24 protein-coding genes are annotated in these 23,286 nt (G+C 42.6%); 10 read left to right on the forward strand and 14 right to left on the reverse strand.

What is annotated here, in order from left to right; all coding sequences use genetic code 11:
* Positions 1-11 precede the first annotated feature (11 nt).
* A complete protein-coding gene (locus tag GVT53_RS08330; protein ID WP_166248219.1) occupies positions 12-2,105 on the reverse strand; it encodes a hypothetical protein in 2,094 nt (697 codons plus the stop codon).
* A 417-nt stretch (positions 2,106-2,522) separates the two neighbouring features.
* On the opposite strand from GVT53_RS08330, the gene GVT53_RS08335 reads away from it, so the two are divergent.
* The gene (locus GVT53_RS08335; protein WP_166248220.1) at positions 2,523-2,870 is read left to right on the forward strand and encodes a winged helix-turn-helix domain-containing protein; all 348 of its coding nucleotides are present in this window, start codon (positions 2,523-2,525) and stop codon (positions 2,868-2,870) included.
* On the opposite strand, the gene GVT53_RS08340 is transcribed toward GVT53_RS08335, so the two are convergent.
* Genes GVT53_RS08340 through GVT53_RS08385 form a run of 10 tightly spaced genes read right to left on the reverse strand, consistent with a single transcriptional unit; the run spans position 2,867 to position 11,260 of the window.
* Entirely contained in the window at positions 2,867-3,622 is a 756-nt protein-coding gene (locus tag GVT53_RS08340) for a sulfite exporter TauE/SafE family protein (protein WP_166248221.1), read from the reverse strand. The two genes, GVT53_RS08335 and GVT53_RS08340, sit on opposite strands and share 4 nt — an antisense overlap.
* A gap of 3 nt (positions 3,623-3,625) precedes the next feature.
* Complete coding sequence (locus tag GVT53_RS08345) at positions 3,626-4,792, reverse strand: molybdopterin molybdotransferase MoeA (RefSeq protein WP_166248222.1); 1,167 nt, start codon at positions 4,790-4,792, stop codon at positions 3,626-3,628.
* Complete coding sequence (moaA, locus tag GVT53_RS08350; protein ID WP_166248223.1) at positions 4,792-5,784, reverse strand: GTP 3',8-cyclase MoaA; 993 nt, start codon at positions 5,782-5,784, stop codon at positions 4,792-4,794. Before moaA ends, GVT53_RS08345 begins: the two co-directional genes overlap by 1 nt.
* Entirely contained in the window at positions 5,777-6,673 is an 897-nt protein-coding gene (gene moaCB, locus GVT53_RS08355; RefSeq protein ID WP_166248224.1) for a bifunctional molybdenum cofactor biosynthesis protein MoaC/MoaB, read from the reverse strand. The genes moaA and moaCB overlap by 8 nt, the downstream gene beginning before the upstream one ends.
* Positions 6,674-7,117, reverse strand: a complete 444-nt coding sequence (locus GVT53_RS08360) for a molybdenum cofactor biosynthesis protein MoaE (protein WP_166248225.1) — start codon at positions 7,115-7,117, stop codon at positions 6,674-6,676.
* Entirely contained in the window at positions 7,110-8,123 is a 1,014-nt protein-coding gene (locus tag GVT53_RS08365; RefSeq protein WP_166248226.1) for a HesA/MoeB/ThiF family protein, read from the reverse strand. Before GVT53_RS08365 ends, GVT53_RS08360 begins: the two co-directional genes overlap by 8 nt.
* Entirely contained in the window at positions 8,120-8,356 is a 237-nt protein-coding gene (locus tag GVT53_RS08370) for a MoaD/ThiS family protein (RefSeq protein ID WP_166248227.1), read from the reverse strand. Before GVT53_RS08370 ends, GVT53_RS08365 begins: the two co-directional genes overlap by 4 nt.
* On the reverse strand, positions 8,353-8,958 hold the full coding sequence (locus tag GVT53_RS08375; protein ID WP_166248228.1) for a nucleotidyltransferase family protein: 606 nt from the start codon (positions 8,956-8,958) through the stop codon (positions 8,353-8,355). Before GVT53_RS08375 ends, GVT53_RS08370 begins: the two co-directional genes overlap by 4 nt.
* Positions 8,955-10,109: an XdhC family protein gene (locus tag GVT53_RS08380; protein WP_166248229.1), complete on the reverse strand. Its 1,155-nt coding sequence runs from the start codon at positions 10,107-10,109 to the stop codon at positions 8,955-8,957. The genes GVT53_RS08375 and GVT53_RS08380 overlap by 4 nt, the downstream gene beginning before the upstream one ends.
* Positions 10,106-11,260, reverse strand: coding sequence for a cysteine desulfurase family protein (locus GVT53_RS08385; protein ID WP_166248230.1), 1,155 nt, complete (start codon positions 11,258-11,260; stop codon positions 10,106-10,108). The genes GVT53_RS08380 and GVT53_RS08385 overlap by 4 nt, the downstream gene beginning before the upstream one ends.
* A gap of 151 nt (positions 11,261-11,411) precedes the next feature.
* On the opposite strand from GVT53_RS08385, the gene GVT53_RS08390 reads away from it, so the two are divergent.
* From GVT53_RS08390 to GVT53_RS08410, 5 genes are all read left to right on the forward strand, one after another.
* Entirely contained in the window at positions 11,412-11,741 is a 330-nt protein-coding gene (locus GVT53_RS08390) for an ArsR/SmtB family transcription factor (RefSeq protein WP_166248231.1), read from the forward strand.
* A gap of 48 nt (positions 11,742-11,789) precedes the next feature.
* Complete coding sequence (locus tag GVT53_RS08395) at positions 11,790-12,257, forward strand: DUF6428 family protein (RefSeq protein ID WP_166248232.1); 468 nt, start codon at positions 11,790-11,792, stop codon at positions 12,255-12,257.
* Between the two features lie 16 nt (positions 12,258-12,273).
* Positions 12,274-12,891: an arsenate-mycothiol transferase ArsC gene (locus GVT53_RS08400; RefSeq protein WP_166248233.1), complete on the forward strand. Its 618-nt coding sequence runs from the start codon at positions 12,274-12,276 to the stop codon at positions 12,889-12,891.
* A complete protein-coding gene (arsB, locus tag GVT53_RS08405) occupies positions 12,891-13,949 on the forward strand; it encodes an ACR3 family arsenite efflux transporter (RefSeq protein WP_166248234.1) in 1,059 nt (352 codons plus the stop codon). The genes GVT53_RS08400 and arsB overlap by 1 nt, the downstream gene beginning before the upstream one ends.
* A 75-nt stretch (positions 13,950-14,024) precedes the next feature.
* On the forward strand, positions 14,025-14,972 hold the full coding sequence (locus tag GVT53_RS08410; RefSeq protein ID WP_166248235.1) for a TolB family protein: 948 nt from the start codon (positions 14,025-14,027) through the stop codon (positions 14,970-14,972).
* 26 nt (positions 14,973-14,998) lie between these two features.
* Here GVT53_RS08410 and GVT53_RS08415 read toward each other — a convergent pair whose 3' ends face one another.
* Entirely contained in the window at positions 14,999-16,189 is a 1,191-nt protein-coding gene (locus GVT53_RS08415; RefSeq protein WP_166248236.1) for a TlpA family protein disulfide reductase, read from the reverse strand.
* 154 nt (positions 16,190-16,343) lie between these two features.
* Between GVT53_RS08415 and GVT53_RS08420 the strand changes: the two genes are divergently transcribed.
* Positions 16,344-16,733, forward strand: coding sequence for a DoxX family protein (locus GVT53_RS08420; protein WP_166248237.1), 390 nt, complete (start codon positions 16,344-16,346; stop codon positions 16,731-16,733).
* A 55-nt stretch (positions 16,734-16,788) separates the two neighbouring features.
* Positions 16,789-17,139, forward strand: coding sequence for a tRNA-binding protein (locus GVT53_RS08425; protein ID WP_166248238.1), 351 nt, complete (start codon positions 16,789-16,791; stop codon positions 17,137-17,139).
* An 8-nt stretch (positions 17,140-17,147) separates the two neighbouring features.
* Here the strand turns inward: GVT53_RS08425 and GVT53_RS08430 are convergent, their stop codons facing one another.
* Entirely contained in the window at positions 17,148-18,644 is a 1,497-nt protein-coding gene (locus tag GVT53_RS08430; protein WP_166248239.1) for a potassium/proton antiporter, read from the reverse strand.
* 345 nt (positions 18,645-18,989) lie between these two features.
* Between GVT53_RS08430 and GVT53_RS08435 the strand changes: the two genes are divergently transcribed.
* Together GVT53_RS08435 and GVT53_RS08440 are read left to right on the forward strand one after the other, a co-directional pair.
* Complete coding sequence (locus GVT53_RS08435) at positions 18,990-19,838, forward strand: TolB-like translocation protein (RefSeq protein ID WP_166248240.1); 849 nt, start codon at positions 18,990-18,992, stop codon at positions 19,836-19,838.
* 692 nt (positions 19,839-20,530) lie between these two features.
* Positions 20,531-21,175, forward strand: a complete 645-nt coding sequence (locus GVT53_RS08440) for a response regulator transcription factor (RefSeq protein WP_166248241.1) — start codon at positions 20,531-20,533, stop codon at positions 21,173-21,175.
* 73 nt (positions 21,176-21,248) lie between these two features.
* Here GVT53_RS08440 and dnaK read toward each other — a convergent pair whose 3' ends face one another.
* Positions 21,249-23,177, reverse strand: a complete 1,929-nt coding sequence (gene dnaK / locus GVT53_RS08445) for a molecular chaperone DnaK (RefSeq protein ID WP_166248242.1) — start codon at positions 23,175-23,177, stop codon at positions 21,249-21,251.
* Between the last annotated feature and the right edge of the window lie 109 nt (positions 23,178-23,286).

Below are 23,286 nucleotides of genomic sequence, written 5' to 3' on the forward strand. Positions count from 1 at the left end.
CCATTACGGAATTATTCTTGTTGATTGGATGAATAATTGGTTTCAAAAGGACTGCAGTTTTGTTCTGTATAATATAAAAAACCATTGATGGACATTCCTTCAATTATAACCTTTACCTCCCGCTGTTCATTTAAAGGAACTGTAATTGAATATGGGACATCTGAGTGTATCTCAAATTGACTTTCCCACCAAATGGCACCATATCTTTGATATAACGATGAACCATAATCCGGGTAATTTGGAGCAAAATAGGCTTGTGCCCTACTGAATCCTTTTGGTACAGTAATACTTGTGAACCGGTTCCTTCCGTATAATCCATCATAATCAGACCGTAATGACAAGGAAATAAATGGTCCTTGATGAGGAGTTACATACCTATTATAAACCATTGATTTTACCATGGAAAGGGGCATGGACATAAGTTGTCCCGAATCAACCGGAAGTCCTTCTATTAAAACAGGCACTCGGGCTAGGCCAGGAGGGTCGGGAACATAAACACCAACACCTCCTTCTTTACTATTGGGACGTGTTTGAAACCCTAATTTTCGTATGTAGCTTATAAAACTTGGATACCGTTTCACGGTTGTTTTATCAATGATTCTCATTTGAATTTCAGGAGTTATTTGAAACTTTGTAGTCTCCTTTGCTCTTTCCGAAACTACCACTTCATCCAGAGATATGATTCCATCCGTAAGACTAAAACTTTCATTCATTCTTAATTGCGAAAACCCTGATTTAAACCGGCCCGCTTTGCTCAACCATTTGGTATAATCAAAAGTATCTGCATTGTTATCATCAAAATAGAGTTCTGCTTTTGGTTTTCTAAGTTTTCCTTTGTGGTTCAGTACGCTGATCATTATGGAATCCCCCTCAAACAAAGGCAGGTTTCCTTCAAAATTCTTGTTGGTTGAGAGCTCAAAAAAATTGATTGTACCCAATGCTTGGGAAAACAACGAAACTTGTTTTTCGTTTTCGAGGTCGGCATCCAAAATCTTACCGTTGAAAGCAATGTCCTCTTCATGTTTGTAAGTGCTATTTTTAGCATTTCCTGCTTTGATATACTGGTCAAACCTTTCGGCTCCTTCCATAAGTAATCTGGTGTCCATTTGATAATCCCTTGAACGTTTATTGCCAACAAAAAAATAGCGGCCTTCAATACGTTTATGGAGATAAGGCTGAATCAAAAAAGAAGAGGCTATGGAATTATCAGGAAAGTATGCATTTGATTCAGCGGGTAAAACCGACAAACTTAAATTGGCCATTTGATGCCCTTGAGGAAGTATCATATCTATCTGTAAGGAATCTTGAGGTTTGTTTAAACAATAGCTTACATCTACAGAGCCTACCCTTTCCTTCAAATTTTGTCTATTAAAGAACATACGTTGTGAAATGGGTCTCATAGTTTCATCCAAAATCACCGCTGTATTGATTCCGCCAGGGATTTGATTGCGATTTACGGAAATGGGTCCGCTATCTCCATCAAGCTCATAACGATAAACATAATTTCCGTTTACATGGTTATAGATAGCCATAGAAAATTTCTCGTTATTTAAAATAGATTTAAACCGTTTGGGGTTTAGTACAACAACATGCTTTGCTGTATTATCGATGCTTATTCCTATTCCATGGTGTGGTTTAACTTCCAACTCCTTGGCAATCCAAAGACCGTTTGGATTTTGTAATTTCAAAAAATAGGTTTCGGTTCGTTCGGCAAAGAAACCAAACCTACCTTGCCCCAATTGGTTTGTTTGAATATTTGACTGTATTAGTTCACCTTTTCCCGTAATCAGTTGTATTTTTTTTGCACTTATTGGTTGTAAGGCTTGGTTAAAAATCTTAAAGCCAACATTATTGTAGGTGTTCGCTACAATTTGTTGACCTTCGGGATAAACTAAAATCGTGATGCCACCTTTGTTCTTTGATTCTGATTGTTCCGCTACTCCAATGATTTCTATATTTTGAAGAAAAGGAATAGTAAACTCAAAATTCTTCATGTAGTTGGTCCAGGCCATTATGGTATATGAATCCTCAACAAAAGTTGAATCAACTTTAAAATCACCATAAGAAACACCATTGCGTACTAAAAACATCTTTTTTGTCAGCATGCTTCCATCTTTTGAAAAAATTCCTACATGTAGGTTTTTAGTTGCCAAGGATGGTAAATGTTGATTCTGATTTTGAACATATGCCTTGAACCATATGTGCTCTCCCTTTAAAAAGGCCGTTTTATTCAATTGTAGGTGGATATTTTCAAGTAAATGCAGACCTTCTGTCCCTTTGGCTGCCCGTTCCTGTGCAAGGGCAACAATTGACAGAATAAAAAAGAGAAGGGATATAATTATGTTTTGAATACGGTACACTGTAAATAAAGGTAAGACATTACCGTTGGATAACAAACAGTTAAACATCATTCGAAAAAGAATGATGCAATACGTTTTGTTTAAATAAGAACAACATTATCCTATATTTTTTATTTGGAATGAATATTCTATTTACCGTATAGATGCTTAAATTTAAACGTTATGAAAACTAAAAAAGAACTGCGCAACCGCTGCTGGATAGATATTGATGGAAAAAAGTTTTTTGGTCCGGGAAGGGCGCAATTGTTGGTGATGATCGATAAAAACGGTTCCCTGTCCAAAGCCGCGAAAGATATGGGCATGTCCTACCGCAAAGCCTGGTCCATGGTGGAAGATATGAACCAAAGAGGCCAACAACCCTACGTGGAACTGCACAAGGGCGGTACCCAAGGCGGCGGTGCCGAATTGACGGAAAGGGGGAAAAAAGTACTTGCTGCCTTTCAAAACATGAGCGACAAGATTCAAGCAACCTTGGAACAACATACTGAAGAAATGTTGGGGCTGATTTAGATCTTGATACCGAATCCGTGAAGTAGAATCAACCGAAAACCCACATACAGCACCAAAATACTGGTTAGCACGCCCAAAAACTTCAGATTGAACCGTTTGTTGGATAAATAAGAACCAATACTTCCACCAATCACAACGGCAACAATCAATTGTAGCATCAAATCGTTGTTCAGTTGGAAGGTTCCCGCCATATTCAGGCCAATCAAACCAGCAATGGAGTTCACTAAGATGAACACGGATGCCAGCGAAGCGACCACTCTTGGGTTTTCCCATTTGAGCAGGTTAAGCACTGGCGATAAAAAAATACCGCCACCTATACCAGATATTCCGGAAAGTAAGCCAATGCCGCCACCAAGCGCCAACTTCTTTGGATTAGAAAACTTCTTTGAATCCAGTTTTTTCTTTGCAAAGCGAAGTAACATGAAGAATCCGGCCATTACCAAGGCTGCGCCCAAAATCAAGAAGAATGTGGTTTGGGACAGACGTATTTGAGCACCGAGATAAGCAAAAGGAATGCTCATGGCCAAAAAGGGCCAGAACAACTTGAGATCAAAAACCCGATTGCGAATAAAAACCAGAGTCCCGATGGCGACCACACAGATGTTTAAAATGAGGGCAATAGAGCGGATTTCATAAAAATCGGTGAGGAAAAGGCTTAAAATCGCCAAATAACTCGACCCACCTCCAAATCCTACGGAGCTATAAAAGAGTGCAATCAGAAAAAAAACGATGGGTAAGTATTCAACGCTCATCAATCAGGAAATTAGCTTACACTTCATCAAATCACCCTTTTTCAAAACTTCGCCATCTTCCACAAAAGCAAGTGCATTGCCTTGGGCCATGGATTGAATCATTGAGGAACCTTGACCGTCCAAAATGGCTACTTTTCCATCTATGACCGCAGCTTTTAGAAAGGAAGGACGTCCAAAACGATTTTCAAAAGCATGCTTTATTGGGAACTGATAGGTCGGTAAACCGGTTTTGGAATATCCTGATAATTTTTGAAGCAGCGGAAGCACGTACACATAAAAACAGGTCAATGACGAAGCTGGATTCCCTGGCAAGGCAAACACAAACTGATTTTGCTTTCGACCAAAATAAAGCGGCTTCCCAGGCTTCTGAAACACCTTGTAAAACAACTCATTGACTCCATTTTCTTCGAGGGATTGTTTTACAAAATCATAATCTCCAACCGATATTCCGCCAGAGATAATCAACACATCGCAAGATTCCAAAGCCGTTTTAATCCCTGCCTTTGTGGCTTCAAAATCATCTTGAAGCTGTATTTTTTGATGGTGCTGAAACCCAAATTGCTGCAGTGCTCCCGCAATTGCATAGCTGTTGGATTCATAGATTTGTCCCTTGGTTTTGGGGTTGCCCGGTTTTACCAATTCGTTTCCCGTTGTGATGATGTTGACACGCGGTTTGGAAAATACTTCCAGTGTTGACAACCCCAAACTGCCCATCAACGCCAAGGAGGGTGGGTTCAACATATGTCCTTTTGCAAACACCGCTTGTCCCTCTTTCAATTGACCTCCTTTTTCCCGAACATTTTGCCCTGCTTTGGGCATCTCATCAAGAAACAACGTGCGCTCTTTCATCGAGGTTTTCTCCTGCATCATGACCGCCGTAGTGTTTTGGGGCACCTTGGCGCCCGTAAAAATGCGAACGGCCTCGCCTTCTTGCAACGCAATATCCTTGGAATCACCAGCAGCCACTTCTCCTACCAGTTGATACTGTTGATAAAGCCCACAAAGGGCATATCCGTCCATCGCGGAATTGTCAAACTCAGGCACATCAAATGGTGCAGCCGTATGGGCTGCCAAGGCAAAGCCGAGTGCCTCCTCCAAAGGCTTGGATTCGCTTTTTAGTTCAATCTTTTGGTCTTCAATGATGCGAAGTGCTTCTTCAATCGTAACCATTAGCCTCCTATTGAAATCATGGAACGGTTTTGCTCATAATGGTCGGCATCCATTTTTACATCCATGCCATCCCTGGAATGTTTTTTGGATTTAATGGCTTCCAAAATGATGTTTTCAATGGGCTCTCCGTTGCGAAACGGGGTCAGCAAGTCGGTTTCGGAGGTGGCAAAGAGACAATTTTTCATTTTCCCATCCGCCGTCAAACGAATACGGTTGCATTCATCACAAAACGGATTGGTAATGGTGCTCACAATGCCAAAACTGCCTTTGTGGCCCTTTACCCTAAAGTTGGTGGAAGTACTGTGTTTTGGATTATCGAGGGTTTCTATTTCACCGAACTTGCCGCTAACGGTCTTTAAGATTTCTTCCTTGGACACGCCCTTGCTCCAATCCCATTTGTTGCCCTTAAAAGGCATAAACTCGATGAACTTGGGCGTAATTTTTTTATCCTTGGTTAAAGCAATAAAATCATTGATTTCATTGTCGTTCACCCCTTTGATCAGAACAATATTGATTTTGAGGTCCATATCCATGTCCAACGCCATATTTAGGTTCCGCATGATGCGTTCGTAATAATCCCGCTTTGTGATGAAAATGGATTTGGCCTTGTCCAGGGTATCCAGACTAAAGTTGATTTTACGCAGCCCAATTTTCTGAAAGAGTTCTAGGTATTTATCAAGCACAATGCCGTTGGTGGTCAATTTTAAGGTAACGCCCAGTTTGGCCAGCTCTTCGACCAAATAGCCAAAATTTTTCCGAACCAAAGGTTCGCCGCCTGTCAAACGCACCGTATCCACCCCCAAATCCCGGAATGTACGAGTCATTTCGATGATTTCCTCCAGCGTCATGATGCTAGGTTTTTCCATCAGCTCAATCCCTTCTTCGGGCATGCAGTAAAAACACCGCAGGTTGCATCTATCCGTCAACGAAATGCGGAGATAGGTATGTGGCCTACCAAAATTGTCGATTATTTGTGGTTTTTTGTCAATCATGTCTTTTTCCTTCTATCACTTTAAATGCGTGCAGCACATGGGGGAAAATCGCATCCATCGATTCTGCTGCACCTTTGGTGGAACCCGGTAGTGCCAGAATGAGTTTACCGTCCTTGATGCCCGCGATGGAACGCGAGAACATCGCATACGGCATACGGTTTTGCCCGTAGCTACGCATTTGTTCTTCTACTCCTTTTAGTTTGATGTCCAACATAGGTTCCAAGGTCTGTGGGGTGACATCACGCGGCCCCACACCCGTTCCTCCTGTGAAAATCAACAAGTCTGCAATGGTATGTTCTACTTTTTTGATGATTTCCTCAGCTTCATCGGGAATAATGCTTTTTTGAGATACCACTCCCAAAGCCTTCAATTTCTCGATGATAGCCTCTCCTGCCCTGTCCTCGCCTTTTCCTTTGGAAATGGTATCGGAACAAACAACAACATCCGCAGTCAACCCTTCTGAATTGATTTTGAAAGAGGATTTTCCTCCTTTTTTCGTTTTGAGACGAATGGTACTGATTTCAACATTTTTGTCAATCGGTTTGAGCATATCGTACATCGTGAGTGCCACAACGCTGGCCCCGTGCATCGCCTCTACCTCAACGCCTGTTTTGTAAATGGTTTTTACCGTCATCGAAATGATGATGTCCAAACCATCGATTTCATAATCGATTCCAGTGTACTCAATGGGCAACGGATGGCAATCGGGCAACAGGTCCGGCGTTTTTTTGACGCCCAACAACCCGGCGGCCTTCGCCATTTCAAACACATTTCCTTTGGGAACGGCGTTGTTTTGTATGGCATCAATCGTAGCCTGACTACTCGTTTTTACGATAGCTTCCGCGGTGGCTTCCCGCAAAGTAGTTTGTTTATGTGTAATGTCTACCATTTACTTATTTACTTTCCATTGGTGGGTTTCGTCCTCAAAAATCTCTTTACCGAATACAGGCACTTTTGCCTTGATTTCCTCCACAAAAAAGTTTGTGGCCTCAATAGTAATTTTTCGATGTGCCGACGATGTGAACACAAACAAACACAATTCCCCAACCTTCACCTTACCCAAACTGTGGTAAATATGGGCACAGGTAATGTCAAACTTGGAAAAAGCCGCCTCGCGAATTTCGTGGAACACTTTTTCCGCCATTTCCTCATAGGTCGTATAATCGATAGCGGTTACGGTTTTACCGTCCACTTCGTCGGCCCTCACCTGTCCCAGAAAAATACTGTGGGCTCCAATGTTGGTCTTGCTTTGGTGATTGGCCACCGAGTTGGCTATTTTTTCGGGAGGAATCGCTCCTTGTACAAATACTTTTTTTGGTTTCTTCTTATCCATCAATAATTGTTTCTATGCCGCCTTCCACATTTTTAAGGTTGTGGAAGCCAAATTCATTTTTAAGGATTTCTATAGCGTTTTTGCTTCGCTTTCCAGACTGGCAGAATACAAAAACTTCCTCATTGTTCGGTATTTCTTGATATCGCAATGTTAAATCGCTCAAAGGAATACTCAGTACTTTTTTGCCTTTTGGTTTGGGCTGCTCGAATACTTCCCGAACATCAAGGTACCATTGTTCCTTATTTTTCAAATCGCAATCAATATAAACAGGGGCTATGCCCTCCTTGCGTATTTTGTCCACTTCTTCGGGGCGCTTGTTTATTTTGATGGTCTGCTCGCTGCCACGCATCATATTTATCAACTTTAGCTTGCCTGACAATACTTCTCCCGCGCCTAAGATTATTTTAAGAACTTCAGCAGCTTGAAGGCTGCCCAAAATACCTGGCAGCACGCCCAGTACGCCTGTGGTCTCACAACTGATGTTCTCTCGCGTACTTTTCGGAAACACACAGCGATAGGTGGGCCCGTCCTTATAATTGAAGACCGACAATTGTCCTTCATTTTTGTAAATGGAGGCAAAAACCCAAGGTTTGTCGGCCAATAGGCAAGAATCGTTGATGAGATACTTGGTTTCAAAGTTGTCCGTACCATCCAAGACCATATCGTATTGCTTGATAATTTTCTCGGCGTTTGCAATCGTCAACGGCTCTTCGTACACTTCAAACTGTACGTCAGAGTTCTGTTTTTCCAGACGTTCCTTGGCAACGATTGCTTTGGGTTTCCCAATATCCAACTCTTGAAAGAGGATTTGCCTATGCAGGTTGGACTTATCGACCCTATCGTGATCCATCAAACCAATGGTACCCACTCCTGCGCCGACCAGATACATTGCGGCAGGACAGCCCAATCCTCCAACACCAACAATCAACACCTTGGCATTGCGAAGCTTTTCCTGGCCCTCTGGCCCAACTTCCTTGAGTTTTATTTGTCTGTCGTATCTACTCATCCTCCCGCGAACGGTGGCAACAAAGCCACTTCATCCCCATCTTTTAGGGTTGTTTTATCATCCAAATTTTGATTTACCGCAATCTGAACCGAGTCTTTATCCACAATCGAAAGTCCGTTCAGGCACTGTGTTTTTAGCTCCGAAGCGGTAAGTTGTCCTTTGAGTTCCATCACTTCTTCTGACTTATCGGCAGCTTCGGCCACCAGACCAAAATATTTTATGGTTACTGTCATACTTCCATTTGCTTTAGTTGCTGTACATCTTCTTCGGTATCCACATCAAAACCTCCCTTTTTAAAGGTTTCCGTACAGAAATTGAAATCATCCAATTGCAATAGTATCTTTGCACCTTCGTCTCCCTCCAATTGCAACAACAATGGAAATGCGGCCTTGCCAAAAATGGCCGGCACCCCGATACTATCTCCATATTGGGAGTAGGTTGCTTTGGGACGCTTCGTCAGTTGCGTATGCACCAGTTTGATTAAGTTCTTGCGCTCCAAAAAGGGTTGGTCGGACACTAAAAACAATACGTGATCTAACTCTCTTTCTTCCGCCAATGCGGTTTCCAAACCTATTTTGATACTGGATGCCATTCCTTGCTCCCAATCGCCATTAATGACCACTTTGAATTCGCTTGTGTCGATTCTTCCCAGAATCTCTTCGTGACGAGAACCCAACACTAAAATCTTGTTTTGAAAACCGAGCATACCAACTTCGTCCATCGTATGTTCCAAAAGTGTTTTTCCCTTGAATTCCACGAGCTGCTTGGGCCGTCCCAAACGAGTTGAACCTCCTGCTGCCAAAACGACCACTGCTATGTTTGCTTCTGTGCTCAAAGGTTTATTTTTTGGAATTGATTTGCTGTTGTATCGTGAATCGGTTCGGTTTTCTGCTTTAATGGTCGGGCATTTTTATTCCTCAACACACTTTGAATTTCTGCGAGAACGGACAATCCGATTTCGGCTGGGGTCTCCGCTCCTATTTCCAATCCTACGGGTGCGTGGATTTTGTTCAGATCATCTTTTGACACTTCGATGCCATCATTAGCCAACTCGTTGAGCATACGCTCATATTTTTTTAAAGGCCCAAGAATACCGATATAGGGTATCTCGGTTTTACCCAGTAATAACTTCAGGACAGCCAAATCATAGTTATAATTATGGCTCATCAGCACAAAACAGGTTCGTTGATCAATTTTGATATTCTGTAGCGTTTCTTCGGGTTTTGCGACAATCACTTGGCAAGACCCCACAAAACGTTCTTTGCTGGCGTGGGTGGGACGTCCATCAGTTATGATTACCTTCCAACCTAACAATTCCGCTTGCTGAGCCAGAACTTGTGCATCGTTCCCTGCTCCCACCAGGACCAGATTTACCGGTGGTTGATGCTTCTGGACAAATGCATAAAGCTTATCACCATCGAACTCCATTTCACCAAAACACGTATTACCTCCGTCAATAACCTCTTTGCTTTTGAAAAGCAAGGGCTTGTGCAAATCATCAGGTATTTGCTTGCCTGCAACGGTTCCTTTTCCATCAGCAATCAAAATGGTCCCAAGTTGTTTTTGGGTTTTATCCAAATCAAAAAGCACGGAAATCGCCATCGGGACTTCTTGTTCGGCAACGGTTCTCAGCAGCTCACAGGGATTCTTCGCGTCAGTATAATCTATGGGCTCAAAAAGCACCTGAATGATGCCGTTGCAGCCCAATTGTGCACCGATTACCGCATCATCTTCGTCACTCGTATCGTAGGTGACCAATTTATTTTCCATTCGGTCCAAGGCAAAAAGTGCTTTTCGGAGCGCATCCCCCTCCAAACAACCTCCACTGATGGCCCCTGTGATATTCCCATATTCGTCCACCAACATCCGTGCACCTGCTCGGCGATAAGAAGAACCATCAACGTGCACCACAGTGGCCAAAATACAGCGAACACCTCGTGATTTCAGCTCTTGATATTTTTTTATAATGACATCCAACTCTCTCATACGGAAATGGTTTTTAGTTGGTTGACAGCTTTTTTTATTTCTGTAACAGCCTTCTCGATATCTTCGGAAGTAGTATTGCGACCTGTGCTGACCCGTAAACTGGCCAAAGCAACATCGTCTACAACGCCCATCGCTTTTAACACGTGGGATGGATTGACTTGATTGGCGGTACAGGCAGAACCTCGGGATACAGCCAAAGTGTTTAAATAGCGAAGTAGCTTGGTGCCATCCACTCCTTTGAACGACACCTTAGTGGTATTGGGCAAACGTGCTTCATTGCGGCAATTGATGGTTGCCCCTTCTATGTTCAAGAGTTCTTGCTCCAATTGGTTTTGAAGGCTTACCAGTTTTTGATGATTTTCATCCAAGCTGTTTTGCGCAATGCTGCAGGCTTCGCCAAAACCAACAACGCCAGGAACATTTAAAGTACCTGGACGAATCCCTTTTTCGTGGTTTCCACCGAAAAGATGCTTATCGATAGCGATGTTGTTATTTTTGTTCAAATAAAGCGCGCCAACACCTTTGGGGCCATAAAGTTTGTGTGATGAAAAAATCGCTATGTCAATTCCTAAATCTTGTAAGTCAACGGGTATTTTACCAACCGCTTGGGTTATATCGGACATTACAGGCACTCCTTTGGAGTCTGCCAATGCTGTGATGTTTTTTATGGGGTGAATCAAGCCGGTTTCGTTATTGGCCAGCATCAGGCAAACCAAAATTGTGGGTGGGTTTATGGCTTCTTCCAACGCATTCAAGTCAATGTTTCCGTGACTGTCCACATTCAAATAAGTGACTTGGAAACCATCGGCCTCCAAGGCTTTCAGGGTATCCAATACCGCTTTGTGTTCCGTTTTGCAGGAAATGATGTGGTTTCCCTTGCTTCGATTCCTTTTACAGAATCCGAACAAGGCCAAATTGGCCGCTTCCGTGGCACCGGAAGTAAAGGTTATTTCCGTAGTCCTACAGTTGACCAGTTTTGCCACCTGATTACGAGCAGTTTCCACCGCATCATCGGCATACCAGCCAAAAGAATGGTCGCTACTGGCATTGCCAAAATTGTTGGTGAAATGGGGCAGCATCGCCTGCACCACACGTGCATCCGTCGGTGTGGTCGCATTGTAATCCAGATATGTTTTTTCGTTCAAGGACAAATCATTATCGTTATGTACGGATATGCATAACGCAATTTAATAAGAATAACAGGGACTTGCGTATATTTTTTAAATCATTATGAAATAAGTTTCAAAAATTCTTGGGTCATAAAACCATTAATCGTAATATTGCAATGAATAAATAATGATTATGGGCTTAACCAAAACTGAAATATTCACCGAAAAGCAAAACCAGATTGCGCAATATGCCAAGGTTCTTGGGCATCCTGCCCGGGTGGCCATTTTGCAATATTTGTACAAATTGAATGCCTGTGTTTGTGGAGACCTTGTGGATGAAATCGGTTTGGCCCAGCCCACGATTTCGCAACACCTAAAAGAATTGAAGCAATTGGGTCTCATCAAAGGCAATGTGGAAGGTACCAGTGTTTGTTATTGCATCGATGCCGAGAATTGGAAAAAAATGAAGGCCGTGATGTCCGATTTTCTGGACCAAGACCTGAATCAAAAGGATTGCTGCTAAAAAAATTTGAGTTCATTAATCGTAATATTGCAATAAATAAATTTAGATATGAGGTTAGAAGAAGTAAAATCAGCCCTAGAACATTTGGAGACCATTGGGTTTCAATTGCCGAACGGAGAGTTGGTTCCCAAGCACTTCCACGTTACCGAAGTGGGCAAAATTACCAAGCACTTTATTGATTGTGGCGGCACGGTTCGCCACGAAGAAGTGGTCAACTTTCAACTTTGGAATGCGGATGATTACGACCACAGGCTTCATCCCGAAAAATTGGTCCACATTATTGAATTGTCACAAAAAACATTGGATATCGGAAATCTTGAGGTGGAGGTGGAATACCAGGGTCAGACCATCGAGAAATTTGCCCTCGATTTTGACGGAACCAACTTCTTGTTGACGACCAAGCAAACCGATTGTTTGGCGAAAGACCAATGCGGAGTACCTGCTAAAAAACCAAAGGTGGAACTATCCGAAGTTCAAAATACACAAACCTGCGCTCCGGGAAGCGGTTGTTGCTAATCCAAAAACGAAAAATATGTCCCATTACACGGTATTGAACGAGTTTATTTCCGATTTGGAAACGGAAACCATTTCAAAAGAGAGAAAACAAATCCTGTCTCCTCTTGTGGAATATATTCAGGGAAAAGTTGATGACAGCGAATCCATTCACATCAACTTTATCTGCACCCACAACTCCCGAAGGAGCCATTTGTCCCAAATTTGGGCGCAGACCATGGCGCATCATTTTGGAATTAAAAACGTTACTTGCTACTCTGGTGGAACGGAGGCGACCGCACTATTTCCTATGGTAGCCTCTACCCTAGCGAATTCAGGTTTTGAAGTAAACACACTTTCCGAAGGAAAGAACCCGGTCTACGCCATCAAGTTTTCGGAAAACGAACATCCTGTGATTGCTTTTTCCAAACGGATGGATGATGATTTCAACCCAAAGTCCGACTTTGCAGCCATTATGACCTGTTCGCAGGCGGATGAAGGTTGCCCATTTGTACCAGGGGCCGAAAAACGGATTCCAATCACCTATGAAGACCCGAAGGCTTTCGACAACACACCTCAGCAAGCTGAAAAATATCGCGAACGAAGCAAACAGATTGCCTCCGAAATGTTTTACGTCTTTTCCCAAATTCAGCACTAATGGCGAACAAAAAATTGAGCTTTTTAGATAGAAACTTGACCCTTTGGATTTTTGTGGCAATGATCTTGGGCGTTATAATAGGTTACTTTTTTCCAACCTTTCCCGATTTCGTCAACTCATTCAGCAGCGGAACCACCAATATTCCCATTGCCATTGGTTTAATATTGATGATGTACCCACCTTTGGCCAAGGTAAAGTACTCCCTGTTGCCCAAAGTGTTCAAAAACACCAAAATCCTCTCCATCTCACTCTTTTTGAATTGGATTGTGGGCCCCATTTTAATGTTTGCGCTGGCCGTCATTTTTTTACGGGACTATCCTGAGTATATGGTCGGTCTTATTTTAATCGGTTTGGCTCGGTGCATTGCGATGGTTTTGGTTTGGAATGATCTGGCCGAAGGCAGCAGCGAATACGGTGCAGGGTTAGTGGCACTGAACAGTGTTTTTCAAGTATTTGCCTATAGCTTTTACGCTTGGATTTTTATTACCATACTTCCGCCCTATTTTGGGTTTGATGGGGCCATTGTCGACATCTCCATCGGAACCATTGCCGAGAGTGTGGCCATTTATCTTGGAATTCCTTTTTTGATGGGTATTTTGAGTCGACAAATTCTTGTGAAATCAAAAGGCGAAGCTTGGTACACCGAAAAGTTTATTCCAGCTATTTCCCCAATCACATTGATTGCGCTGCTCTTCACCATTGTTGTGATGTTTTCATTGAAAGGAGAACTGATTGTTGAAATACCCATGGATGTTTTGATTATTGCAGTTCCCTTGTTGATTTATTTTGCCTTGATGTTCATTATCGGTTTTTTCACCACAAAAGCAATGGGTGCCGAATACGATAAAACAGCTTCGGTGGCGTTCACCGCTGCCGGAAACAACTTTGAACTGGCTATTGCCGTTGCCATTGCCGTGTTTGGATTGAATTCCGGACAGGCGTTTGCTGGTGTTATCGGGCCCTTGGTGGAAGTACCCGCACTGATTTTGTTGGTCCGTGTTTCCTTCTGGCTAAAAAAACAATATTACTCCACTAAAGAAGTCGAAACTCAGGGGTAGATCAATATTTTAAAAATTCGAAGAGTTTAGTAACTTCAGGCCATGTAAAAATTTTCTAAACAAACTAAACATATCATGGTTAAAGGAATTACTATTCTTGGATTTTTAGTGTTGCTGTTATCATGTAAATCAGAAAAGGAAAACAGTCAACGGGAATTGGGCCTGGTCTACAACGTTTTAAGGGATGTGGATATTGACAACTACGAGATTTATGCCATGAATCTTGATGGTACAGGCAAAACCAACATCACAGATCTGTACCCTGTGGATTGGACGTATTATTCCTACGAGGACACCTTGTATTTTATTTCGGATAGAGGGGCCTGCAAGCGTTGCTACTTCTTATACAAAAGCAATTTTAAAGGAGAAAATGTTCAAAAGGTATCGGAACTGGAGTTGGCCGACAGTTGGATGAGCACTAGAAAGGATGGCACTGAACTTATCGTGAAACCTAAATTGATCACCGAAAATACGTTCTACATTTTGGACCAAAAAGGAAACATCATCGACCGATTGGAAACGGGATTGGCTTTTGCGGCCGACCCCCTATTTGTTAACAATGGCAAACAGGTCGTTTTTAGAGGCGGTAAAACAGTTCGCAAAGAAATTAACGGCTTCGACGAAGAACTTTATATCATTGATGTGGACGGCAAAAACAGAAAGCAACTGACCCACTATCCCAAGCAAGACAGCACGGCCGGGAAATTTGGGTATCGTGCCGGAGCCCCCAAACTACATCAGACCGAAGACTTTGTCACATATCAAAGTAAGCAAAACGGCAAGTACAGCTTATATGCCGTTAACTTGGATGGCAGCAAAACATGGAAATTGACCGAAAACAGTCAAAATGAAGGGTGGCACGATTGGAGTCCTGATGGAAAGTGGCTCGCCATTGAACTTTTTGATGATGACCAATCCCAGTTTCATATTGGTCTGATGAATTGGGAAACCAAAGAAATGGAAATCTTAACGGATGATACTTTCAAATACCAACAGGCTCCGAATTTTATTTATAAAAATTAACTATATGTAAGTGTTTGCTTGGGCAATTATTTACCAACCATGTAATTGTCCACAAATTTGGTCAACTCCTCTCCATGTAGATTTTTGGCCAAAACCCTTCCTTCCTCGTTCAATAAAAAGTTAGCTGGAATGGTTTTTAATCGAAACGCATCCATTAAAGGGTTTTGGTCCCCCTCCAAATGTGAGAAGTGCGGCCAACGGTAGGCACCATCCCTTTCTATGGCATTGTGCCAAGCGGTTTCACTGCTTTCCAGCCCATAGGCCACAATTTGAAAACCATCCGTATTATATTTTTCCCAGAGCGGCACCAGAACGTCCCGGTTTTCCATCCTACATGGCGCACACCACGATGCCCAAACATCCAACACCACTAATTTTTGGCCCGTTAACAAAGTATGCAACAAGATAGTTTTGCCTTCCTTTGACGGAAGTTCTATGTCCGCAACAACATCCCCTACCAAAACGGGCAGGTTTTCCTTCTTGGCCATGGAAGCCAGCTCTATTACCCATGGATGCTGTGGAAACAATCCGTTCCATTTTACCGATTGATCATACAGCATTTCCGCAACACGTTCATAGTTTCCTTCGGGGCTTGCCCATCGCAAGGCAACCAGGGCGGGCAATAGCTCCTCTGAGCGGTCTGCAAAATTGATCAACTCCCTTTTGAAGTTAAATTGATTCTTTTCACGCTCCAACAAATCCTTGTCTGCCCCGTGGACATCTTTTTCATTTTCGAGATGTTTTCCATAAGCCTTTAAACGCAAATCCCTTACTTGTAGGAGTGCCGCATTTTCTGGTGAAGGTTCTTGTATAGAGAAAGTGGATTGAAAACGGGCGATCTCTGCTTCAATTGTTATTTCGGTGCCAGGCTCATAAACCAATGGGAAATAGTTGTCCGTTTCGGGGTTTTCATTCAATAACCTATTGGAATACTTCTCGCCTTTCTGTTGAACAGCAAGCTCCAACAAAACCGGATTTTGGAATTCAGGTTGGTCCTTAAATTCAAAATGTCCGTTTTGGGCCACTTGTGCGGAGTCCAATACTTTCCCTACAAAACTTTGGGCCACATCATTCAATTTTTCTGGTCCGATCAAATAAACCATGGGCTTCCAATCTTCGCCATCATCCAAATTGATTGTTCCCGAAAGCCATGGTTTCTCGGAACAGGATTGCATCAGCAACAGGAAAAATAATGTGAGTTTCAGTAGATGCCTCATGTTTGTAAAATTAATATTTCTACGGATGATTTTAAGACTAGGGGAAGCTTCAAATTCGTCTGAGTGATCTCGATGAAAGTTTATTTGCTATCGACCAGTTATTTACAATGGCCTTTCTCGACCAAATAAGCGAAAAACCCAATCAATAATCATAATGAAAACAAAATCGATCATAAATGGAACATTGAGAATTGTTCCTGCCCTAATTTTATTGCAGACCCTATTTTTTAAGTTCTCGGCAGCTCCGGAATCCGTCTATATTTTTGAACAACTGGGCCTGGAGCCTTGGGGCAGAATAGGTTTGGGTATAGTTGAGTTGATAACGGCCATTCTTATTCTAATTCCCAAAACTACTTGGATAGGGGCGCTCTTGGGCATTGGGATCATGCTCGGGGCACTTTTTTCACATTTTACCCGCTTGGGCATTGTGGTTCAGGATGATGGAGGCACTCTTTTTATTTTGGCCTTGGTCACTTTTGTTTTCTGTCTGATTTTGGTGTGGCAACGGCGGTCAAACATCCCGTTGATAAAAAATTTATTCTGAAATAGGTCAACTCCTTGTTCGATACAACCCTATTTTTGCCATAAATTTTTGAAAAATGGAGGAGAAAACATCGGAAAAACTGTCTTGGAGCGATTTTACCAAAGTGGATATGCGCATTGGAACCATTTTGGAAGCCGGAGTGTTCCAAGAAGCTAGAAATCCCGCCTACAAAATGATAATCGATTTTGGCCCGATTGGAAAAAGAAAGACCTCTGCCCAAATCACGGATCTATACACTCCTGAAGAACTGGTAGGAAAACAAGTTGTGGCGGTGGTGAACTTCCCTCCAAAACAAATTGCCAATATTATGAGCGAATGTTTGGTACTTGGTGGAATTGGCAATGACAAGGAGATTACCTTGATACAACCGGAAAGAAAGATTAAGAACGGTACCAGAATTGGATAGAGAGGCCCTTAGGTCGCTTCTTCCGCGACATTATCCTTGGCCATGGGCATGGAAAGGGAGGTGTAGACTTTATCCAGAATTTCAGGTTTGTCCGTGAGCACCACCAAAGTATCGTTTGCCTCAAGTATAGTTGATCCGTTCGGGGTAAGGTAGTTGCCGTTTCGCTGTATCATGGCGATGATCGCTTTTTTGGGAAAATTCAAGTTAACGATTTTCTCGCCCGTAGCAGGGCAGGCACTACTGATGGTAATCTCCTTCATAATGGCCTTAGGGTGTTCGGACAACAGCTCATCGGTGGGAGAAAGTGGTTTAACGCTCTCTGGCAATCCTACGTGCAACCATTTGGCAACAACAGATAAGGTACTTCCCTGAATGAGTACGGAAGTTATCGATACGAAGAACACAATATTAAAGATCACATTTGCCTTGTCTATGCCCGCTAACAATGGGTACGTAGCAAACACAATGGGCACCGCTCCCCTAAGTCCAACCCATGATATGTAGAACCTTCGTCTCATCTTCATTTTAAATGGCAAAAGGGAGAGCATTACGGCCAAGGGTCGGGCCACAAAAATCAGAAATAGGGAAATTAGCAATCCTATCCCGATAAAAGGAATTACCTGTGTTGGAAAAACCAATAGTCCCAACGTAAGGAACAATACTATCTGCATGAGCCAAGCAAGCCCATCGAACATCCGCATAATGGTTTTTTTATGGATCAGGTTTTGGTTGCCCAGATATACGGAACAAATGTAGATGGCCAAAAACCCATTGCCCCCTATAAAATCCGTAGCTGAAAAGGTAATGAACATCAGCGCAATGGTAAGTACCGGGTAAAGTCCTTCAAAATCGAGCTGTAGGGTATTAATGATTATTTTACTGAGTTTACCGAACAAAAAACCGGCAGCGCCGCCCAAGGCCATTTGCAGAAAGAACATGGGCAGTACGGACAGGATATTTTTTTCGGGGAATTGCACCAGCGTCAAAAAAGCGATGGTAAGCACATAGGCCATGGGATCGTTACTACCACTCTCCAGCTCCAAGGTCGGCCTTAGGTTCTTTTTCAATGCCAGGTTCTTGCCCCTAAGTATCGAGAAAACCGCAGCGGCATCCGTAGAGGAGACAATGGCCCCCAACAATAGACTTTCATATAGACTAAAATCGGTAATCAGGTATACAAAATACCCCAAACCGACCGCGGTGAGCAAAACACCAACGGTGGAGAGCATCACCCCTTCTTTAAGCACAGGTTTCACCGATTGCCAGTTCGTATCCAATCCACCGGAAAAAAGTATAAAGTTCAAAGAGACGACTCCAACGAACTGGGCAATTTTTGGATTGTCAAAATAAATACCTCCGATACCATCCGAACCTGCCAACATACCTATGCTCAAAAACAACAATAAGGTAGGCACACCAAAACGGTAGCCTGTTTTGCCCGCCACAATGCTCACCAATAAAAGTATTGATCCTATTAAAATGATATTTTCAATGGTGATATTCATGTTGAACTAGGGTTGAGAAATACAAGAAAACAATTTCCTTGACAATCTATATATACGGTTTACCGAACAAGGCGAAGTTAATCCAATTTGATTGAAATATTCACTTGAAGCATGGGTCGTTTACCTGAATTCACCAAAAACCCAAAACACTATTTAATTCCCGTTAAAGAACGAAAAAAGGCGTTTAAGTGTATTTTCAATGTTACCCCACTGTTAAATCACTAAAAAATATTCGATAAAATGCACTTTTTAGTCGTTAAACGTAAAAACCTATGAAAAATTGATAAGTATTCGGCACCAAACTTTTTGATCTTTGTGATGTATTAACCCCCAAATCTATACATCATGACACGTTCAATTATTTACAGCCTACTTATTACAGGAACAATCCTAGCCAGTCAAAATACTTTTGCACAGGCAAATGAAAAAATGATCAACGACACTATGGACGAAAGCGTTTCCACCATTGATGGTTACGTACCGAACATGTCGATTACCAAAGATGGCAAAACGGCCTACTTTAGCAAGGGTACTTACGAAAAACCACTTTATGGTGTGTTCTCCAAAAAAGAATTGGTGTACCATGTGTACCGTGCAGAAAACATAAACGGCGAATGGACCAATGTTACCCAATTGGAGGTATGTCCAAAGCATTACTCTGCCAAACACCCAACGGTTACCGCCGACGGATCTCGCTTGTTCTTTGCTTCCAACATGAAGGGAACTTATGGTAAATACGATATTTATGTAGCGGAAATCGCTGCCGATGGCACCCCAGGGGTATCCAAAAACCTTGGACCTAAGGTAAACACTAAAGAAGACGAACTCTATCCGAGCATCTATAACGAGACCCTGTTGTTCTTTGCTTCCGAAGGAAGAGATGGTTACGGTGGATTGGACCTTTACGCTTCACAAGTTGTTAAAAATACCCTTACCACATCCGTGAACCTGGGCGCCCACATCAATAGTAACAGTGATGAGTACGCGATTCAATTGAGCCCTGAGAAAAAAATGGGGTTTGTAGTGTCCAATAGAGGGTTCAACAGCACCATATCACAATATACTGTGGCCTACGGACGTTCAAATAAGCGGGATCAGTACAACGATGTTGCTGATGGAGGTACAGGACTCCAAACTGTTATGAACGATGATACCATCGACTACGTGGATACAGCGTTCCAAGACGAAGAATAGAATACAGAAAAATACTTATTGAATCGGTCAATAAACCTGAAGTGTCTTATGATGTTGTTTCATAGCCGAATTTTGAAACACTCATGACCATGATAAGAAAGACAGGGGGAAACTGACAGACTATCATAGAAAGCGGGTTGTATTATTTCAATCTGACCGATTTATACCAAGAATAGGATGCTGATGGGACGGCATCCTATTTTTTTATGTAAAAATTTGAAATACAACTAATTACATTAAAGCACCTGTCTTCTACACTCCATCATTTCAGGTGAATGGCTTTAATCAAAAGTGCATTTGAACGAAAACAACTACAAAAATTCTGCTCAATAGTTAAAAAATTCTAAATTCACTATTGAAATAATACAATCCCAAATCTATTAAGTCATGAACAGAAACTACAACACACGAAAAAAAGGCGTCCCAAAACCTCTTTTTACCTTACTTTTTTGATGAGGCAAAACCTCAACTAAACAAAAATTTTAGCGACCGATCCCTTTATGGATCACACCCATTTTTGAAGTAAACTTAAATGGAACATCGATTGGTATAGCTTTTCCCAAAGGCATTACGGTCAGTTTCAATATATGTTTATCCCAACTTCAATTATGCGGAGAAGGACAACTATGTCCAAAAACTTAACCTACAGAACAAATGATGTAACAGTATTAATCCCCCAAATCTTTCTTATCATGGAAAAAAAACCATTAAAAATTGCCATCATCGACAATGATGGTGCTATCGGCGGCATTTACCATCAGTATTTTACTGACAATAAACAATACGAACTCCACGGAACCTATGGTTCTGTGCACGAACTATTGTCCAATTTTGGGCGCTCCCATCCGGATATCATTATCTGCGAAGCGATGCTCAACGGTATATCGGGCATTGACGGGCTGGAGTATTTTTACCGAAAGAACAAGGACCTTAAGGTATTGATGATGAGCAAAAAGAATGACTTTAAGCTCATTAAGGAAGCCTTTAAAAAAGGAGCTAGCGGTTATCTGATCAAACCGATAACCAAGGACAGATTGTTCAATGCGTTGGATGCCCTGGACCAGCATGGCATTGCCTTGGAACTGGACGTAGCGAAAAAAATCATTGATTCGTTCCAGACCAAGTCTTTCGAGGTGTTCTCCAAAAAGGAAAACGAAATCATTGAACTGCTGACCCAAGGATTTACCTACAAAATGATCGCGGACAAGCTTTTTGTTACTCCCAGCGCGGTCAATTTTCACATTCAGAACATTTACGTCAAACTCAATGTAAACTCAAAATCCGAAGCTTTGCGGAAAATCAAGGAAATGGAAATACAGCAATTGAACGCAGCGTGAATAGGAAACTTCTATCAAACAAAAAGCCCTGACCATGTGGTCAGGGCTTTTCTATTTTTATCAAGTAATCTGATTATTTCACTTCTTCGAAGTCCACGTCTTCAACGTTGTCACCTTCAGAAGCTCCGCCGTTGTTGGCCGCATCACTACCGGCTGCACCACCGGAAGCTCCTGCTCCTGCGGCACCCCCTTGTGATTCGGCCTGTGCTTTGTACATTTCTTCGGAAGCTACTTTCCAAGCTTCGTTGATTTTATCCAAAGCTGGTGTGATAACAGCTAAATCTTTGCTTTCGTAAGCCTTCTTCAATTCTTCCAAAGCATCTTCGATCGGCTTTTTCTTGTCGTCTGACAATTTATCGCCAAACTCGCTCAATTGCTTTTCCGTTTGGAAGATCATGGCGTCGGCCTCGTTCAATTTGTCGGCTGTTTCCTTCGCTTTTTTATCCGCATCGGCATTGGCCTCTGCTTCCGCTTTCATCTTTTGGATTTCTTCCTCGGTCAAACCTGAAGAAGCCTCTATTCGGATATCCTGCGACTTGCCAGTTGCCTTATCGGTCGCGGAAACCTTGATGATACCGTTGGCATCAATATCAAAAGTTACTTCAATTTGAGGTGTACCCCTTGGTGCTGGTGGAATACCGTCCAAGTGGAACCTACCAATGGTCTTGTTATCCGCTGCCATAGGCCTTTCACCTTGCAGTACATGGATTTCAACCGATGGTTGATTGTCCGCTGCGGTGGAGAATACCTGTGATTTCTTGGTCGGGATGGTCGTGTTCGCTTCGATCAATTTGGTAAATACGCTTCCCATGGTTTCGATACCCAAAGAAAGTGGGGTCACGTCCAACAAGAGTACGTCTTTTACATCTCCTGTCAATACACCACCTTGGATAGCGGCACCTACGGCCACAACCTCATCTGGGTTTACACCTTTGGATGGTTTTTTCCCGAAGAATTTCTCAACGGCTTCCTGTACCGCAGGGATACGTGTAGAACCACCTACCAAGATAATCTCGTCAATATCGCTTTTGGATAGTCCTGCGGACTTTAATGCTTTCTCACATGGTTCGATGGTCCTTTTTACCAAGTCGGCGATCAATTGCTCAAATTTGGAACGGGACAATGTTCTTACCAAGTGCTTAGGTCCGGAAGAGGTAGCTGTTACGTAAGGCAGGTTGATTTCTGTCTGTGCAGAAGAAGACAACTCGATTTTTGCCTTTTCGGCAGCTTCCCTCAAACGTTGTAACGCCATTGGGTCCTCACGAAGGTCCATATCCTCATCTTTCTTGAACTCTTCGGCCAACCAATCAATGATTTTTTGGTCAACGTCGTCACCACCCAAGTGGGTATCACCATCTGTGGCCAATACTTCAAAAACGCCATCTCCCAATTCCAAAATGGAAACATCGTGCGTACCACCACCAAAGTCAAAAACTACAATTTTCTGTTCAGTGTCTTTTTTATCAAGTCCGTATGCCAAGGATGCGGCAGTTGGCTCGTTGATGATACGTTCCACGGTAAGACCTGCGATTTCACCAGCTTCTTTGGTGGCCTGTCTTTGTGAATCGTTAAAATATGCCGGAACGGTGATGACCGCTCTGGTTACATCTTGCCCCAAGTAATCCTCTGCGGTTTTCTTCATTTTTTGAAGAATCATGGCAGACAGTTCCTGTGGAGTATACAAACGACCATCCACATCTACACGTGGCGTATCGTTGTCACCTTTCACCACTTTATAAGGGACCCTAGTGGCCTCCTTGCTGGATTCTGAGTATTTGTTACCCATAAACCGCTTAATGGAATAAATCGTTTTATGCGGGTTGGTCACCGCTTGTCTTTTTGCAGGGTCACCGACCTTGATCTCCCCACCGTCAACAAATGCGATCATCGATGGAGTAGTTCGTTTACCCTCGGCGTTTGGAATCACCACTGGTTCGTTACCTTCCATTACAGAGACGCAGGAGTTGGTCGTACCTAAGTCTATACCTATAATCTTGCTCATCGTATCTAAAGTTATATCTGTTTAAAAATTCAATTTTGTTTCGCTCTTAAAATGTCAATGATCATGCCACGCCAAAGAATATGACAAGGTGTCAGATTATTGTTCGGAA

It is taken from the genome of Flagellimonas oceani (assembly GCF_011068285.1).
GTDB lineage: Bacteria > Bacteroidota > Bacteroidia > Flavobacteriales > Flavobacteriaceae > Flagellimonas > Flagellimonas oceani.

Coding starts and splice junctions, on each gene's coding strand:
- dnaK (WP_166248242.1), bottom strand. CDS start 23,177: ATGAGCAAGATTATAGGTATAGACTTAGGTACGACCAACTCCTGCGTC.
- GVT53_RS08420 (WP_166248237.1), top strand. CDS start 16,344: ATGAAAACAAAATCGATCATAAATGGAACATTGAGAATTGTTCCTGCC.
- GVT53_RS08440 (WP_166248241.1), top strand. CDS start 20,531: ATGGAAAAAAAACCATTAAAAATTGCCATCATCGACAATGATGGTGCT.
- moaCB (WP_166248224.1), bottom strand. CDS start 6,673: ATGGTAGACATTACACATAAACAAACTACTTTGCGGGAAGCCACCGCG.
- GVT53_RS08345 (WP_166248222.1), bottom strand. CDS start 4,792: ATGGTTACGATTGAAGAAGCACTTCGCATCATTGAAGACCAAAAGATT.
- moaA (WP_166248223.1), bottom strand. CDS start 5,784: ATGATTGACAAAAAACCACAAATAATCGACAATTTTGGTAGGCCACAT.
- GVT53_RS08380 (WP_166248229.1), bottom strand. CDS start 10,109: ATGAGAGAGTTGGATGTCATTATAAAAAAATATCAAGAGCTGAAATCA.
- GVT53_RS08425 (WP_166248238.1), top strand. CDS start 16,789: ATGGAGGAGAAAACATCGGAAAAACTGTCTTGGAGCGATTTTACCAAA.
- GVT53_RS08360 (WP_166248225.1), bottom strand. CDS start 7,117: ATGGATAAGAAGAAACCAAAAAAAGTATTTGTACAAGGAGCGATTCCT.
- GVT53_RS08435 (WP_166248240.1), top strand. CDS start 18,990: ATGACACGTTCAATTATTTACAGCCTACTTATTACAGGAACAATCCTA.
- GVT53_RS08390 (WP_166248231.1), top strand. CDS start 11,412: ATGGGCTTAACCAAAACTGAAATATTCACCGAAAAGCAAAACCAGATT.
- GVT53_RS08395 (WP_166248232.1), top strand. CDS start 11,790: ATGAGGTTAGAAGAAGTAAAATCAGCCCTAGAACATTTGGAGACCATT.
- GVT53_RS08400 (WP_166248233.1), top strand. CDS start 12,274: ATGTCCCATTACACGGTATTGAACGAGTTTATTTCCGATTTGGAAACG.
- arsB (WP_166248234.1), top strand. CDS start 12,891: ATGGCGAACAAAAAATTGAGCTTTTTAGATAGAAACTTGACCCTTTGG.
- GVT53_RS08430 (WP_166248239.1), bottom strand. CDS start 18,644: ATGAATATCACCATTGAAAATATCATTTTAATAGGATCAATACTTTTA.
- GVT53_RS08340 (WP_166248221.1), bottom strand. CDS start 3,622: ATGAGCGTTGAATACTTACCCATCGTTTTTTTTCTGATTGCACTCTTT.
- GVT53_RS08335 (WP_166248220.1), top strand. CDS start 2,523: ATGAAAACTAAAAAAGAACTGCGCAACCGCTGCTGGATAGATATTGAT.
- GVT53_RS08370 (WP_166248227.1), bottom strand. CDS start 8,356: ATGACAGTAACCATAAAATATTTTGGTCTGGTGGCCGAAGCTGCCGAT.
- GVT53_RS08330 (WP_166248219.1), bottom strand. CDS start 2,105: ATGCTGACAAAAAAGATGTTTTTAGTACGCAATGGTGTTTCTTATGGT.
- GVT53_RS08365 (WP_166248226.1), bottom strand. CDS start 8,123: ATGAGTAGATACGACAGACAAATAAAACTCAAGGAAGTTGGGCCAGAG.
- GVT53_RS08415 (WP_166248236.1), bottom strand. CDS start 16,189: ATGAGGCATCTACTGAAACTCACATTATTTTTCCTGTTGCTGATGCAA.
- GVT53_RS08410 (WP_166248235.1), top strand. CDS start 14,025: ATGGTTAAAGGAATTACTATTCTTGGATTTTTAGTGTTGCTGTTATCA.